Source organism: Bradyrhizobium nitroreducens, from assembly GCF_002776695.1.
GTDB lineage: Bacteria > Pseudomonadota > Alphaproteobacteria > Rhizobiales > Xanthobacteraceae > Bradyrhizobium > Bradyrhizobium nitroreducens.
In genome coordinates this window covers 4,026,865-4,041,529 of record NZ_LFJC01000003.1, presented here as the reverse complement: position 1 = coordinate 4,041,529, position 14,665 = coordinate 4,026,865, and the positions used below count along the sequence as shown (strand labels likewise).

General features: G+C 67.7%; 13 protein-coding genes and 1 riboswitch. Of the genes, 8 read left to right on the top strand and 5 right to left on the bottom strand.

Annotated features, from left to right (window positions below; translation table 11 throughout):
- Window position 1 precedes the first annotated feature (1 nt).
- Complete coding sequence (locus TSA1_RS19505; protein WP_100177776.1) at window positions 2-1,684, top strand: ShlB/FhaC/HecB family hemolysin secretion/activation protein; 1,683 nt, start codon at window positions 2-4, stop codon at window positions 1,682-1,684.
- Window positions 1,685-1,813: 129 nt separating this feature from the next.
- Here the strand turns inward: TSA1_RS19505 and bluB are convergent, their stop codons facing one another.
- From bluB to cobU, 3 genes are read right to left on the bottom strand one after another with little or no spacing between them, the layout of a single operon-like run.
- Window positions 1,814-2,446, bottom strand: a complete 633-nt coding sequence (gene bluB / locus TSA1_RS19500; RefSeq protein WP_100177775.1) for a 5,6-dimethylbenzimidazole synthase — start codon at window positions 2,444-2,446, stop codon at window positions 1,814-1,816.
- 3 nt (window positions 2,447-2,449) lie between these two features.
- Entirely contained in the window at window positions 2,450-3,232 is a 783-nt protein-coding gene (cobS, locus tag TSA1_RS19495; protein ID WP_100177774.1) for an adenosylcobinamide-GDP ribazoletransferase, read from the bottom strand.
- Window positions 3,229-3,732: a bifunctional adenosylcobinamide kinase/adenosylcobinamide-phosphate guanylyltransferase gene (cobU, locus tag TSA1_RS19490; RefSeq protein WP_174718980.1), complete on the bottom strand. Its 504-nt coding sequence runs from the start codon at window positions 3,730-3,732 to the stop codon at window positions 3,229-3,231. Before cobU ends, cobS begins: the two co-directional genes overlap by 4 nt.
- A gap of 122 nt (window positions 3,733-3,854) precedes the next feature.
- On the opposite strand from cobU, the gene cbiB reads away from it, so the two are divergent.
- Window positions 3,855-4,796 (top strand): adenosylcobinamide-phosphate synthase CbiB, encoded by a 942-nt coding sequence (cbiB, locus tag TSA1_RS19480; RefSeq protein ID WP_174718979.1) that lies wholly within the window; start codon window positions 3,855-3,857, stop codon window positions 4,794-4,796.
- 11 nt (window positions 4,797-4,807) lie between these two features.
- A complete protein-coding gene (cobD, locus tag TSA1_RS19475) occupies window positions 4,808-5,773 on the top strand; it encodes a threonine-phosphate decarboxylase CobD (protein WP_174718978.1) in 966 nt (321 codons plus the stop codon).
- Here cobD and TSA1_RS19470 read toward each other — a convergent pair.
- A complete protein-coding gene (locus TSA1_RS19470) occupies window positions 5,762-7,210 on the bottom strand; it encodes a cobyric acid synthase (RefSeq protein WP_100177772.1) in 1,449 nt (482 codons plus the stop codon). The two genes, cobD and TSA1_RS19470, sit on opposite strands and share 12 nt — an antisense overlap.
- Before the next feature lie 6 nt (window positions 7,211-7,216).
- A complete protein-coding gene (cobO, locus tag TSA1_RS19465; RefSeq protein ID WP_100177771.1) occupies window positions 7,217-7,852 on the bottom strand; it encodes a cob(I)yrinic acid a,c-diamide adenosyltransferase in 636 nt (211 codons plus the stop codon).
- A 40-nt stretch (window positions 7,853-7,892) separates the two neighbouring features.
- A riboswitch (cobalamin riboswitch) is annotated at window positions 7,893-8,112 on the top strand.
- A gap of 93 nt (window positions 8,113-8,205) precedes the next feature.
- On the opposite strand from cobO, the gene TSA1_RS19460 reads away from it, so the two are divergent.
- The 5 genes from TSA1_RS19460 to TSA1_RS19440 are packed head-to-tail and all read left to right on the top strand — an operon-like array spanning window position 8,206 to window position 14,663.
- A complete protein-coding gene (locus TSA1_RS19460) occupies window positions 8,206-8,580 on the top strand; it encodes a DUF1636 family protein (RefSeq protein ID WP_100177770.1) in 375 nt (124 codons plus the stop codon).
- Complete coding sequence (gene cobW / locus TSA1_RS19455; RefSeq protein ID WP_100177769.1) at window positions 8,577-9,626, top strand: cobalamin biosynthesis protein CobW; 1,050 nt, start codon at window positions 8,577-8,579, stop codon at window positions 9,624-9,626. Before TSA1_RS19460 ends, cobW begins: the two co-directional genes overlap by 4 nt.
- Window positions 9,626-12,874 (top strand): cobaltochelatase subunit CobN, encoded by a 3,249-nt coding sequence (gene cobN, locus TSA1_RS19450; RefSeq protein WP_100177768.1) that lies wholly within the window; start codon window positions 9,626-9,628, stop codon window positions 12,872-12,874. Before cobW ends, cobN begins: the two co-directional genes overlap by 1 nt.
- On the top strand, window positions 12,871-14,034 hold the full coding sequence (cobG, locus tag TSA1_RS19445; protein ID WP_100177767.1) for a precorrin-3B synthase: 1,164 nt from the start codon (window positions 12,871-12,873) through the stop codon (window positions 14,032-14,034). The genes cobN and cobG overlap by 4 nt, the downstream gene beginning before the upstream one ends.
- On the top strand, window positions 14,034-14,663 hold the full coding sequence (locus tag TSA1_RS19440; RefSeq protein ID WP_100177766.1) for a precorrin-8X methylmutase: 630 nt from the start codon (window positions 14,034-14,036) through the stop codon (window positions 14,661-14,663). Before cobG ends, TSA1_RS19440 begins: the two co-directional genes overlap by 1 nt.
- The last annotated feature ends 2 nt before the right edge of the window (window positions 14,664-14,665 follow it).

Below are 14,665 nucleotides of genomic sequence, written 5' to 3'. Positions count from 1 at the left end.
GATGCGGATTCTGGGGGCAGCATTGGCGGTTGGGCTGGCAGCGTCCTGCGTCGCCTCCGCGCGTGCGCAGTCGATCAATCCCGGCGTGATCCAGAACGACGTCGACCGGCAGCGCCGCCAGCTTGAACAGCAGAGCGCGCCGCCCAAGATAACGGGGCCAGCGGTGGTCGGCGGCGAGCGGGAAAAGTCCCAGCTGCTGAAGCCTGGCGGGCCGAAATTCCGCCTGCGCAAGGTGACGTTCGATGAGTCCAAATTCATCACGCCGGCGGAGCTGGACGAGATCGCGAAGAAATATGTCGGTAAGGACGTCGACATCGCAGCGCTCCTGCAGCTCGTCGCCGACATCAATGCCGTCTATGCCGCGCGCGGCATCGTCACGGGCATCGCGACGCTGCCCGACCAGGACGCCAAGGGCGGCGTCGTCCGCATCAAGCTCACCGAGGGCCGGCTCCAGAAGACGACCGTCGAGGGCAACAAGCAGACCCGCACCGACTACATCCTGGATCGCGTGAAGGAGCCCGAAGGCGAGGTCCTCGACGTTCCCAAGCTCAACCGGGACGTGATCTGGTTCAACCGGACCAACGACGTGCAGATCAAGGCGCTGCTGCAGCCCGGCACCAGCTTCGGCCTCACCGATCTCCAGTTCGCCGTGATCGAGCCGCCGGTCGACACCTTGCAGCTCTTCACCGACAACCAGGGCTCGGAGAACACCGGGCGCTGGGAGGGCGGGGCCTTCTACAAGCGCCACGGCCTGTTCGGCGTCGACGACCGCCTGACCTTCTACGGCGTTCGCTCCGACGGCAATCTCAACGGCAATGTCGCCTACAACATTCCGGTCAATCCCTGGGGCGGCCGCGCCGGCGTCAGCTACACCGAAGGCAAGATCAAGATCGTCCAGGGACCGTTCGTCGCGCTCGACGTCACCGGCCGCTCGAGCCAGGCCGCGGTCAATTTCAGCCAGCCGGTCTGGGTGACGCAGGACTGGCTGGTGCTGCTCAACGCCGCCTTGACCGAGGGCAAGACGGTCAGCCGTTTTGCCACCGTCGCAGTCACCGACGATCACTACGACAAATCCACGGCGGGCGTCTCGGTGACCAAATCCGGCAACACCTATTCGATCACGGTCTCGCCGGCAGTGAACTACGTTGCTTGGCACGATCACGTGCTCGGTGGCAACCGCGCGTTCACCACCTATACCGGCTCCATGCTTGCGACCAGCGCCGCGGGGCCCGCGAATTTCAGCGCCAATGTGCTGGCGAGCTGGCAGTACACGCAGGAGAAACTGCTGCCGGGCGACCAGATCTTCTCGATCGGCGGTCCAACCACCGTGCGCGGCTATCCCTCCAACGCGGCCTCCGGCGACAGCGGCTATTATTTCAACGCCGAGCTGCACTACAACTGGTCGCAATGGCTGAGGGGTTTCGACACCTACATCTTCACCGACTACGGTGCGGTGTACTCGACCTTCCCCGGCGTCACCGAAATGGCCTCCGTCGGCGTCGGCTTCTCCTGGACCTATGCGCAGTTCATGACCTTCGAGGCGAACTACGCGACGCCGGTGAAGATGGCGGTGTCGACCCAGAACCATTACGAGGCCTACGGCCGCGTCATTTTCCGGCCGCTGTTGATGTTCCAGAAGCAGGAAAGCGCGGCACCAGCGGTGGCGGGCAGGAGCAAGTCGTAGCGGAAGGTCGCGCCGCTCTCTCCGCCGTCATTGCGAGCGTAGCGAAGAAATCCAGACTGCCTCCGCGGAGGAATTCTGGATTGCTTCGTCGCAAGGGCTCCTCGCAATGACGGAGGATAGTGCGGTTTTCTAACGCCGCAGCGTGAACTCGTCCGCGCCGCGCCGGTGCTCCCATTTCGCCTGCTCCAGCTCCGGCTGGTCGCACTCGGCTTCCGGGTGGCCGATGCAGAGATAGGCGATGAACTTCCAGCTCTGGGGCACGTCGAGAATGGCGTGGATGCGATCCGGGCTCAGGATCGACACCCAGCCGAGACCGATGCCGTCCGCCCGCGCGGCGAGCCACATCGCGGTGATCGCGGCGACCACCGAATATTCCGTCGTCTCCGGCATGGTGGCGCGACCGAGGCCGTGCCCAACGTCGCTGGCCTTGTCCGCGAACACGGCGAGGTGGCCGGGTGCCTGTTCGAGGCCCGACAGCTTCAGCGTGGCGTAGCGCGCGGCGCGTTCGCCGGAATAGCAGCTCAAGGCATCGGCATTGCACGCCCTGAAATCGTCGATCACGGCGCGGCGGCGCGCGGCATCGTCCACGATGACGAAGCGCCAGGGCTGGCTCAGGCCGACCGAAGGCGAGAGGCAGCCGGTCTCGATCAACCCATCGATGGCGCCCTCCGGCAGCGGATCGCTGCGGAAGCGGCGCACGTCGCGGCGCCACACGAACAGCTCGTGCAATTGCCGGCGGAAGGTGTCGTCGAACGCGACCATGGATCAGCCTCCCGTTGGGAAGGATGCGGCGACCAGCAGGATCAGGATCTCGCCGATCTGCTCGAATGCGCCGAGGATGTCGCCGGTCTGCCCGCCGATCTGGCGAATGGCAAGCCGCGCCAGCAACAGTCCGGCGAGCGACAGCAGGAACAGGCCGGCAAGCGCCTTGGCTGGTCCGAGCATCAGGACAAGAGCGAGCGTACCAAGTGCAAAGGCGACAGCGACGCTGCGGCCGGGCGGCGCTCCGGCGCTCGCCGACAGCCCATCCGGCCGCGCTGGCGGCACCAGCGACATGAAGGCCGGCACGCCGGCGCGGGCGGCAGCGTGCGCGGCGCAGAGCGCCAGGGCGACGGCGAGGGGGTTGGCGATGACGGCGAGTGCGCTCCAGCGCAGGCCGAACGACAGGATCAGCGCGCAAGTCCCATAGGTGCCGATCCGGCTGTCGCGCATGATCTCGAGCTTGCGCTCGCGCGTCCGACCACCGCCGAGCCCATCCGCAGTGTCGGCAAGACCGTCCTCATGCAGCGCGCCGGTGATCAGCGCGGTGGTCGCGAGCGCGAGCAGGGCGGCAAGGCTCGGCGACAGGCCGACGCGGATGGCGACCTTGTAGATGAACGCGCCGGCCAAGCCGACCAGCAGTCCCGCGATGGGAAGCGCCCAGGTCGCGCGTGCGACGGCGCCGTCAGGTGCGGGCTTCGACGATGCCACCGGGAGGATCGTGACAAACGATGCCGCCATCCTGAGATCGGCAACGATGTCCTTGAGAATCTCGGCGCGCGGCATCATTTCAATTTCATGGGAAGGCCGGCGACCACGAACTCGACCTCGTCGGCGGCGGCCGCGATCATCTGGTTCATCAGTCCGGCCGCGTCGCGATAGCGGCGCGCGAGCGCGTTGTCGGGGACGATACCCAGGCCAACCTCGTTGGTGACGAGGACGACGGGGCTCTTCAAGCCGGGCAGGGCGGCGGCGAGCGCGGCCACCTCGCGTTCCCAATTGCGTTCGGCGTGCATCAAATTGGAGAGCCACAGCGTCAGGCAATCCACCAGCCGTGCGCCGCCGCCGTCTGTCGCGACCAGCGCGGGCACGAGATCGAGCGGCACCTCGCGTTCGATCCAGTCGGTTCCGCGCCGCGCGCGATGCGTCGCGATGCGTGCTTGCATCTCCGCGTCGAGCGCTTCGGCCGTCGCGACATAGACGGGCTGCCCGGGAAAGGCGCGCGTGCGGAATTCCGCACGCTTGCTTTTGCCCGATCGCGCTCCGCCGGTAATCAAGATGACGGCCATGAAGGTCTCCTGGAGGGCCTGACTAACCACCAATCGCGGCCAAAGACAAAGCCGAAATCAGGCGTGGAGGGGCTTGCGCTCAGCCCTTGCTTTGCGCAACAGGGGCGGGACAGGAGGCGGGTTTGGGCTTTGCGGGCGCGGTGGTGGTGGCGATGGCGGTGGATGCTCTGCTGGGCTGGCCGTCGTGGCTGTTCGCGCGGATCGGCCACCCCGTGACCTGGCTGGGGCGGCTGATCGGTGCCATCGATGCCGGCTGGAATCGCGAGTCCGATCCCACGACATTTCGCCGTGCTGCCGGCGTCGCCGGAGCGCTGGTGGTGATCGTGCTCGCTGTTGCCATCGGTTGGGTGCTCCAATTCTCGCTTCCGTCGGGCTGGGTTCAGATCGTGCTGGTCGGCATCCTCGCCTGGCCGCTGGTGGCACTGCGCTCGCTGCATGATCACGTGGCCGCTGTCGGTGCTCCCTTGCTGGCCGGCGATATCGCCGCCGCGCGCGAGGCGGTGTCGCGCATCGTCGGCCGTGATCCCGCGGCGCTCGATGAAGCCGGCATCGCGCGCGCCGCGATCGAGAGCCTTGCCGAGAATGCCTCGGACGGGATCGTGGCGCCGGTGTTCTGGGGCGCGCTGTTCGGCTTGCCGGGTATTCTCGGCTACAAGGCGATCAACACGCTGGATTCCATGATCGGCCACCGCAACGAACGGCACGAGGCCTTCGGCTGGGCCGCCGCGCGCATCGACGATGTCGCCAATTTCATCCCGGCGCGCCTGACCGGCTTTCTGTTCGTGCTGCTGGCGCCGCGACGATCCGAGGCGCTGGCTTGCATGACGCGCGATGCGCGCTGTCATCGCTCGCCCAATGCCGGGTGGCCGGAGGCGGCGATGGCCGGTGCGCTCGGCGTACGGCTCAGCGGTCCCCGGATCTATCACGGCAGCATCACGAACGAGCCCTGGCTGAACGAGGGCGCGCGCGATCCGCACGCGGCCGACATTGGCGAGGGATTGGCGGTCTATCGCCGTGCCATGCTGTTGCTCGCCGGCGTGCTTGCGATCCTGGCTTTCGCGTGAAAGAACGGGGCATGCGCGAGCACGGTGGAAATCTCGATCTGGCCCAGCAGCATTTTGGCGGGCGGGCGGAAGACTGGATCGACCTGTCGACCGGGATCAACCGGCTGCCTTATCCCGTCGGCGAGGTGAGCGCGCGCGCATGGAGCGCGCTGCCCTCGCGCGCCGAGATCGAGGGGCTGCACCGGGCCGCGCAGCATGCCTATCGCACGCGCGCGCCGCTCGTCGCGCTCGGCGGCGCACAGGCCGCCATTCAGTTGCTGCCACACCTCGCGCCGCCGGGCCGTGCGCGCATTATTGCGCCGACCTATAACGAATACGCCGGCGTGCTGTCGGCCGCGGGCTGGGAGGTGCAGGAGGTCGGAGAGCTCGGTGCGCTTGAAGGCGCGGACCTCGCCATCATCGTCAATCCCAACAATCCCGACGGCCGCTGCCATTCGCCGAAGGATCTGCTCGCGCTGCCGTCGCGCGTCGGCCGCCTTGTGGTCGACGAGAGCTTTGCGGATGCGGTTCCGCAGCTGTCACTCGCATCTGAAGCGGATCGGCCGGGACTGCTGATCCTGCGGTCCTTTGGAAAATTTTATGGACTGGCCGGCCTGCGGCTGGGATTCGCAATCGGCCATGCAGCCGACATCGACAGGCTGGATGCAATGTCGGGTCCATGGCCGGTCTCGGGTGCGGCCATCGCGATCGGCTGCCGCGCCTTGCGCGATGATGTCTGGGCCGAAGCCACGTCCGCGCGGCTGGCGCGCGACTGTGTCCGGCTCGACGAAATGGCCCAAGCGCAGGGCTGGCGGCTCATCGGCGGCACCGCGCTGTTTCGTCTCTACGGGACGCCGGATGCGCTTCCTGTGCAGGAGAAACTTGCGCGTGGCCACATCTGGTCGCGCGTCTTCGCACAAAAGCCGACATGGCTTCGGCTCGGGCTTCCCGGCAGCGAGGCCGAATGGACGCGCCTTGCCGAGGTGCTAGCGCGCTAGCGCAAGCAGTCCCTCGACGTCGAGATGCTTTTCGATATGATCGGCCAGCGCCTCGAGCGCGCTCTCGACCCTGGCGTGATAGGGCTCGTCGCCTGCGGGAATGTCGAGCTTGGCGAGATACGCCTTGCGGAAATCATCCGAGGTGAACAGGCCGTGCAGATAGCTGCCCTGCACACGGCCGTCGCGCGACATCGCGCCTTCCGGCTCGCCGTTCAGCGTCGCGAACGGGCGGATGCGGTCCGGGCCGTCGGTGCGGCCGATGTGGATTTCGTACGCCTCGATCGGCTGGTTCGTGGCGGCATGCACAGCCGCGACGCGCGTCAGCGTCTTCTGCGGGCTCATCACCGTCTCGACATCCAGCAGTCCGAGGCCCGGCGTGTCGCCTGCGGGACCTTCGATCCCATCGGGGTCGGCGACGCTGCGCCCGAGCATCTGATAGCCGCCGCAGAGGCCGAGCACATGGCCGCCCCTGCGGTGATGCGCGAGCAGATCGATGTCCCAGCCCTGCGCGCGCAGGAAGGCGAGGTCGCCGCGGGTGGATTTCGAGCCGGGGATGATGACGAGCCTGACATCGCCCGGAATGGCTTCGCCTGGTCGCACCATCACGAGATCGATGCCCGGTTCGAGCTTGAGCGGATCGAGATCGTCGAAATTGGCGATGCGCGACAGCGCGAGGCAGGCGATCTTGCATTGGCCGGGCTTGCGTGCGTCGCTCAGGCCCAGCGCGTCCTCGGCAGGCAGCTCGCCGGCGCGAGCGAACCAGGGCAGCACGCCGAAGCCGGGCCACGACGTCTTCTGCTCGATCAGCCTGTAGCCGTCGTCGAACAGCGTGGGATCGCCGCGGAACTTGTTGATGACGAAGCCGTGGATCATCGCGGCATCATCGGGGTCGATCACCGCCTTGATGCCGACGAGCTGGGCGATGACGCCGCCGCGGTCGATGTCGCCGACCAGCACCACCGGCACGTCGGCCTTGCGTGCAAAGCCCATATTGGCGATGTCGGACTTGCGCAAATTGACCTCGGCCGGGCTGCCGGCGCCTTCGACCAGCACCAGATCAGATCGCGCCTTCAGCCGTTCAAAGCTCTCCAGCACCGCGCCCATCAGCGAAGGTTTCATCGCCGCATAGTCACGTGCCCGCGCGGTGGCGATGCGCTTTCCGTGGACGATCACCTGCGCACCGACATCGGTCTCGGGCTTCAGAAGCACCGGGTTCATGTCGGTGTGCGGCTCGACGCCGGCGGCGAGCGCCTGCAGCGCCTGGGCGCGGCCGATCTCGCCGCCATCGACGGTGACGGCCGCGTTGTTCGACATGTTCTGCGGCTTGAACGGGAGCACGCGCAAGTCCCGCCGCGTGAAGGCGCGCGCAAGTCCGGCGACGATGAGCGACTTGCCCACGTCCGAGCCTGCCCCCTGGATCATCAGCGCGCGTGCCATCTGGCTTCAGAACTCGACGCCGGCCTGCGCCTTGATGCCGGAGCGGAACGGATGTTTCACCAGCGTCATCTCGGTGACGAGATCGGCGATCTCGATCAGCTCGTCCTTAGCGTTGCGCCCGGTGAGCACGACATGGGTCATCTCGGGCTTCTGTGTCGTCAGGAACTCGACCACTTCGGCGATGTCGAGATAGTCGTAGCGCAGCGCGATGTTGATCTCGTCGAGCACGACCATGCGCAGGTTGGCATCGAGGATCAGCTCCTTGGCCTTCTCCCAGCCGGCGCGCGCGGCGGCGATGTCGCGGGCGCGGTCCTGCGTCTCCCAGGTGAAGCCTTCGCCCATGGCGTGGAACTGGCAGAGCTCGCCGAAATGGCCGGTGAGCAGGCGCCGCTCGCCGGTATCCCAGGCGCCCTTGATGAACTGCACGACCGCACAGGGAAAGCCATGCGCGACGCAGCGCACGATCATGCCGAAGGCGGAGGACGACTTGCCCTTGCCGGCCCCGGTGTGGACGATGATGAGGCCTTTCTCGCCGCTCTTGGTCGCCATGATCTTGTCGCGGGCGGCCTTCTTCTTCGCCATTTTCGTGGCGTGCCTGATGTCGGTATCCTCGGCTGTTTTTGTATCCGGTTCAGGCGTCATCGATCCCGGTCCTTCGGCTTGACAAGAGGCGGCCACCGGCAAATGGTGGCCCGGCGTTGGTTCCTGTCCTATGACAGGCGAAGAGGGAATGCGATAGGGTCCGAATCGGCAAGATTTGGCTCCAAAATGCAGCCGCCCCCGCGACCGTGACCGGAGAGATGCCCGAAGCCACTGATTCCCTCAGGGAATCGGGAAGGCGGGGATCGAAGGGGAAACCCTGCTCCGCAAGCCGGGAGACCTGCCAGCGCGACGAGTTTTGGACCGGCGGACGGGGTGTTCCGCGACGGGGAAACGGGCCTTCCGACGAATGGTCCGTGTGCCTCATCGCCTCCCGCTGATATCTGGAAGAGGCGATGACCGTCACACTTCATGTCTGCATCACGTGCCGTGCCGGCCAGACGCTCGGCGAGGGCGAGACCACGCCCGGCAAGCGCCTGCACGGTGCGATCCTCGAAGCCGGCGTGCCTGACGGCGTCAAAGTGGTTCCCGTCGAATGCCTGTCGGCCTGCAGCCAGGGCTGCTCGGTCGCGCTGAGCGCGCCCGGCCGCTGGTCCTATGTCTATGGCCGTCTCTCGGATGCGAATGCGCAGGACGTGGTCGCGGGCGCCGCAGCCTACGCCGCCGCACCCGATGGCCTCGTGCCCTGGCGCAGCCGTCCGGAAATCTTCCGCAAGCAATCCCTTGCTCGCATTCCCCCCATTGCCGTGTTGCCGGAGGCCGCCGAATGAGCTCGCTTGCAAAAGTTCCGGTCACGGTGGTCACCGGTTTCCTCGGCTCGGGCAAGACGACGCTGATCCAGCACCTGCTCGCCAACCCCAACGGCAAGAAACTCGCCGTGCTCGTCAACGAGTTCGGCAGCGAAGGCGTCGACGGCCAGATCCTGAAATCCTGCGCCGACGCCAACTGCCCGGAAGAGAACATCGTCGAGCTTGCCAATGGCTGCATCTGCTGCACCGTCGCCGACGATTTCATTCCGACCATGGAGCTGTTGCTGGCGCGGCCGGTGCGGCCCGATCACATCCTGATCGAGACCTCGGGCCTGGCGCTGCCGAAGCCGCTGCTGAGGGCGTTCGACTGGCCGGAGATCCGCTCGCGCATCACGGTCGACGGCGTGATCGCGCTGGCTGATGCCGAGGCTGTCGCCGCCGGTCGCTTTGCGCCCGATCCCGACGCCGTCGAGGCGCAGCGCGCGGCGGACGAGAGTCTGGATCACGAGACGCCGCTGTCGGAAGTGTTCGAGGACCAGATCGCCTGCGCCGACATCGTGCTGCTGACCAAGGCCGATCTTGCCGGCGCCGCGGGCCTCGAAGCCGCCAGGGCCGTGATCACCGCCGAGATGCCGCGCCGCGTGCCGATGCTATCAGTCACCGACGGCGCGATCGATGCGCGCGTCATACTCGGCCTCGGCGCCGCCGCCGAGAACGATCTCGCCGCGCGCCCTTCGCATCACGACGGCGAAGAAGAGCATGAGCATGACGACTTCGCCTCCGTCGTGATCGATCTGCCTGAAGTGACCGACGTCGATGCGCTCGTCGCCTCGGTGCAGAAGCTGGCGCGCGAGCAGAACGTGCTGCGTGCCAAAGGCTACATCGCGGTTGCGGGCAAGCCGATGCGACTTCTGCTGCAGGCGGTCGGCGAGCGCGTGCGCCACCAGTTCGACAAGCCCTGGGGCGCGAGTATCAGGCAGTCAAGGCTCGTCGTGATTGGCGAGCACGGCGATATCGACGAGGCCGCGATCAGGGTGGGACTTGGTCTTTCAGGATCTGGGATCTGATGCACGTCGTCTTCCGCGAGAGCCGCGGTCTCGAGGAGACCGCGACGCCAAGGGACATCGGCCAGGACCCGGCCGATCTCGTGGTGCTCTCGTATTCGGATTCCGACCTTGCTGCGTTCGCAGCCGGCTGGCGCCGCGGTCGCGATAGCCTGCCGACGCTGCGGCTCGCGAACCTTGCCGAACTGCGTCATCCGCTGTCGGTCGACACCTATATCGAGCGCACGTTGTCGCAGGCGCGCGGCATTCTGGTGCGCCTGATCGGCGGAGAGTCCTATTGGGCCTATGGCCTCGCGGCTCTTCAGCAGCTCGCGAAGGACCGCAACATCGTGCTGGCCGCGCTGCCGGCCGACGGCCGCGATGACGTCAGGCTCGATGCGTACTCGACCTTGCCGGTCTCGACGCTGCGGCGCCTCAAGGTGCTCTGCGACACCGGCGGTCCGGTCGCGGCGCAAGCGGCGATCGCGCAGCTCGCGCTGGCCTCGGGGCTCTACGCCGGGCCTGTCATCGGCGAGATGAGCGTGCCCGAGATGGGCTTTTACGATCCCGCGCGCGGCGTCATTGCTGCGCCAATGGGCGCTGACGGCAAGCCGCGCGCGCTGGTGACCTTCTATCGTTCCTATCTCACCGCCGCCGACACCGGCCCGGTCGATGCGCTGATCGCGGCGCTGCGCGAGCAGGGCTTTGACGCCTATGGCGCCTTCGTCACCTCGCTGAAGGCTGCGGGCGTCGCGGACTGGATGCGGGCGCATCTGGCGCAAAATCCTCCAGCGGCGATCGTCAACGCAACGGCGTTCTCCGCGGTCGGTGACGACGGCACGACGCCGTTCGATGCCGCGCCATGCCCGGTGTTCCAGGTCGCGCTCTCCACGGCGCGGCGCGAGGACTGGGCGGACTCGCTGCGCGGCCTGTCGCCCGGCGACCTCGCGATGCATGTGGTGCTGCCCGAGGTCGACGGCCGCCTGTTCGCGGGCGTGGTGAGTTTCAAATCGGCGGCGATGCGCGACCCCGATTTGCAGTTCTCGCATCTGGCGCACCAGCCGGATGGGGAGCGGGTGAAAGCCGTCGCCGCGCGTGTCGCGGCCTGGTGGCGCCTTGCGGAGAAGCCGGTTGCGGAGAAGCGGCTGGCGATCGTGCTCTCGAACTATCCGGGGCGTCCGCATCAGATCGCGCATGCGGTCGGTCTCGATGCGCTGGCGTCGGTCGAAGCGCTGGTGTCCGATCTCGGGCCGGCCGGCTTCGAAATAGCGCCTGTTCATGCGCTCGGCGAGACGCTGCTGAAGCAGAGCTTGACCTGGAGCGTTGCCGACTATCGCGCGGCGCTCTCGCGTTTGCCCCAATCCTTGCAGGATGATCTCGCGCAAGCCTGGGGCGCGCCGGAACATGATCCTGGCTGCCGCGACGGTGCCTTCCATTTCGCGGCGATTCAATGCGGCAACTCGATCATCGCGGTCCAACCGGAGCGCGGCGATGCGACCTCGCGCGATGCCGATTATCACGATCTCGCCCGCACGCCGCGCCACGCCTATGTCGCGTTCCATCTCTGGCTTCGGCAGCGGAACGTCGATGCCGTCGTGCACATGGGCGCGCATGGCACGCTGGAATGGCTGCCCGGCAAATCCGTGGCGCTGTCATCGCGTTGCTGGCCGGAAGCTCTGATCGGCGATCTCCCCGTCATCTATCCCTTCATCGTCAACGATCCCGGCGAGGCCGCGCAGGCCAAGCGCCGCATCGGTGCGGTCACGATCGGCCATCTGCCGCCGCCGCTGGAGACATCCGCGGTGCCGGAAGGCTTGCGCCGGCTCGAACGACTGCTCGACGAATATTCGACCGCCGATGGTCTCGATCCCGCGCGCCGCCAGCGCCTGATTGCCGCGGTCCGCGATGAAGCACGTGCGGCGGGTCTCGAAGACGATCTTGGTCTCGATGCCTCGGCCGCGCCGGCCGAAGCGATTCCGCGGATCGATCGCTTCGTCTGCGATCTCAAGGAAAGCCAGTTCGGTGACGGCCTGCACGTGTTCGGTCGCGGCGCCTGTGGCGAAGCGGAGCGAGATGCGTTGCGCGCCGCGCTTGCAGGCCGGCGCGTTGCACCGGGTCCATCCGGCTCGCCCTATCGCGGCCGTCAGGACGTGCTGCCGACCGGGCGCAATCTCTTTGCCGTCGACCCGCGCGCGGTGCCGACACCTTCGGCGCATGCGCAGGGAATAAAGCTCGCCGAAGAGCTGCTGCGCCGTCACCTGCAGGATCACGGCGACTGGCCGAAAGGCCTCGTGGTCGACCTCTGGGGCTCGGCGACGATGCGCACCGCGGGCGAAGAGTTTGCAATGGCGCTGCATCTGGCCGGCCTTGCGCCGCGCTGGGATCACGCCTCCGGCCGCGTCACCGGCTACGATATCGTCGCGCCGGCTGAGCTCGGCCGGCCCCGCATCGACGTCACGTTGCGGGTGTCGGGCCTGTTCCGCGACGTCTTCGCGGGTCTTGCGCAATTGTTCGAGGCGGCATCCGAAGCGCTTGCGTCGCGCGACGACGAGGGCGAGGAGAATCCCTATCGCCACCGCGCCTCGCGCGTATTCGCGCCGCGTCCCGGACAATACGGCGTCGGCCTGTCGGCGATCCCCGATGCCTTCACGCCGGAGACGCGCGAGGCTGCGGGCGAAGCCTGGCTGTCGGCGTCGTCCTGGGCGTTCTCGGCCGATGGCGAGATCAAGCCGGATCGCGCCGGCATCGAGCAGCGCCTCGCGGCCGCCGACGCCTTTGTCCACGTCCAGGATCTGCCGGAGACCGACCTGCTGCTCGCTGCCGATTATGCCGCCCATGAAGCCGGCGTTGCGGCCGCGGCAGCGCATCTCGGCGCGGCGGGGCCTGCGCTCTATCATCTTGATACGACGCGCCCCGAGCAGCCGAATGCACGCACGCTGACCGAGGAAATTTCCCGTGTCGTCCGCGCACGCGCGACCAACCCGGCCTGGATCGCCGGCATGATGCGGCATGGCTTTCGCGGCGCCGCCGAGATCACCGCGACGCTGGAGCACATGGCGGCCTTCGCGCATCTCGCCGGCGCCGTGCCGCCGCATCTGTTCGATCTCTATTACGACGCGACGCTCGGCAATGACGACGTCCGCGCCTTCATGGCGCGCGAGAATCCGTCAGCGCTCGTCGCAATGGAGACCTGCTTTGCGCGCCTGCATGATGCGGCACTGTGGCAGACGCGTCGCAATTCGATCGCCGCGGCGTTGCGGGAGGCCTCATGAGCGCGGCTTCGGTCAAGGGCTGGTGTCCCGGCGCGCTGCGCCCGATGCAGTCGGGCGACGGTCTCGTGGTGCGCGTGCGCCCGTTCGGGGGACGGCTCGAAGTCCAGCAAATCACCGGGCTTGCCGAACTCGCCGGGCAACACGGCAATGGCCTGATCGATGTGACGAGCCGCGCCAATCTCCAGATCCGGGGCGTCAGCGAACAAAGCCATCGGCCGCTGCTCGACGGCCTTGCGCGACTGGCACTGCTCGACCCCGACGCCGAGATCGAAGCCAGGCGGAATATTCTGGTGATGCCGTTCTGGAGCGGCGGCGACGAGACACAATCGCTGGCCGCCGGGCTGGAGGAGGCGCTTGCCGAGTGCGGCCTCGCGCTTCCCACCAAGTTCGGCTTCGCTATCGATGACGGGCGGTCGCGGGTGCTTGCCGGCGATTCCGCCGACATCCGCATCGAGCGCGATCGCGCGGGCGGTCTCCTGGTGAGAGCCGATGGCGCAAGGCTCGGCCGCTCGGTCGCACGCGGCGAGGCGGTCAGCACGGCGCTGGCGCTCGCAAGCTGGTTCCTGGTCTCCGGCGGCGCGAAGGGCGGGCGAGGGCGCATGGCCGCCCACATCGCCTCCGGCGCGGCATTGCCTCAATCGCTGCGCGGCGAGATCGAGCCTGCGCCCGTGATGGCCGCCTCGCGACCCGGGCATTACCCGCAAGGCGCGATGGTCGGCGTCGCGTTCGGGCAGTTGCTGCACACGACGCTCGGTCAATTCGCCGGTTGCGGCCACGCGCTGCGCATGACGCCGTGGCGAATGGTGCTGAGCGAGGGCAAGCGCGAGATGCCGAGCGGGGCAGGTCTCATCACCGAGCCGTTCGATCCCGCGCTGCGCGTCATCGCCTGCAGCGGTGCGCCGCGCTGCCGCGAGGCCCATGCCGATACGCGCGCGCTGGCCGCGGCGCTCGCGCCGAGCATCGCCGCCGACGCACGCCTGCACGTCTCCGGCTGCGGCAAGGGCTGCGCCCATTCCGGCGCGGCCGCGGTCACGCTGGTTGCGACGCACGCCGGTTTCGATCTCGTCCGCGACGGGTCGACGCGTGACGAGCCGGCCCTGCGCGGCCTGAACGGCGCGGACATCGTCAGCGATCCCTCGATCCTGGTCGGAGGGCATTGATGCCGCACACCTACGAGACCGATGGCGCGGAGATCTACCGGCAGTCTTTCGCCACCATCCGGGCCGAAGCCGATCTTGCGCGCTTCTCGCCTGATGAGGAGCAGGTCGTGGTGCGGATGATCCACGCCGCCGGCATGGTCGGCCTGGAGGCGCATATCCGCTTCACATCAGGCATGGCGACCGCCGCGCGCGCCGCCCTGCAGCGAGGCGCGCCGATCCTGTGCGACGCGCGCATGGTCTCGGAGGGGATTACGCGCGCAAGGCTTCCCGCGGCCAGTGCCGTGATCTGCACGCTGGGCGACGAAACCGTGCCCGCGCTCGCTCAATCCATGCGCAACACCCGCTCGGCCGCGGCGCTCGAGCTGTGGCGGCCGCATCTCGGCGGCGCGATCGTTGCGATCGGCAATGCGCCGACCGCGCTGTTTCATCTCCTCAACATGCTGGAGGACCCAAGCTGCCCGCGGCCGGCGGCGATCATCGGTTGCCCCGTCGGCTTCGTCGGTGCGGCCGAGTCCAAGGCGGCGCTGATGGCCGCTCCGCCCGTGCCGGCGCTGACGGTCGAGGGCCGCCTTGGCGGATCGGCGATCACCGTTGCCGCGGTGAATGCACTGGCGAGCCGGAGCGAATAGCG

Coding starts and splice junctions, on each gene's coding strand:
- bluB (WP_100177775.1), bottom strand. CDS start 2,446: ATGGTCGCGTTCGACGACACCTTCCGCCGGCAATTGCACGAGCTGTTC.
- cobD (WP_174718978.1), top strand. CDS start 4,808: ATGCGCGAGCACGGTGGAAATCTCGATCTGGCCCAGCAGCATTTTGGC.
- TSA1_RS19440 (WP_100177766.1), top strand. CDS start 14,034: ATGCCGCACACCTACGAGACCGATGGCGCGGAGATCTACCGGCAGTCT.
- cobO (WP_100177771.1), bottom strand. CDS start 7,852: ATGACGCCTGAACCGGATACAAAAACAGCCGAGGATACCGACATCAGG.
- TSA1_RS19460 (WP_100177770.1), top strand. CDS start 8,206: ATGACCGTCACACTTCATGTCTGCATCACGTGCCGTGCCGGCCAGACG.
- cobN (WP_100177768.1), top strand. CDS start 9,626: ATGCACGTCGTCTTCCGCGAGAGCCGCGGTCTCGAGGAGACCGCGACG.
- cobW (WP_100177769.1), top strand. CDS start 8,577: ATGAGCTCGCTTGCAAAAGTTCCGGTCACGGTGGTCACCGGTTTCCTC.
- TSA1_RS19505 (WP_100177776.1), top strand. CDS start 2: ATGCGGATTCTGGGGGCAGCATTGGCGGTTGGGCTGGCAGCGTCCTGC.
- cobU (WP_174718980.1), bottom strand. CDS start 3,732: ATGGCCGTCATCTTGATTACCGGCGGAGCGCGATCGGGCAAAAGCAAG.
- TSA1_RS19470 (WP_100177772.1), bottom strand. CDS start 7,210: ATGGCACGCGCGCTGATGATCCAGGGGGCAGGCTCGGACGTGGGCAAG.
- cobG (WP_100177767.1), top strand. CDS start 12,871: ATGAGCGCGGCTTCGGTCAAGGGCTGGTGTCCCGGCGCGCTGCGCCCG.
- cobS (WP_100177774.1), bottom strand. CDS start 3,232: ATGATGCCGCGCGCCGAGATTCTCAAGGACATCGTTGCCGATCTCAGG.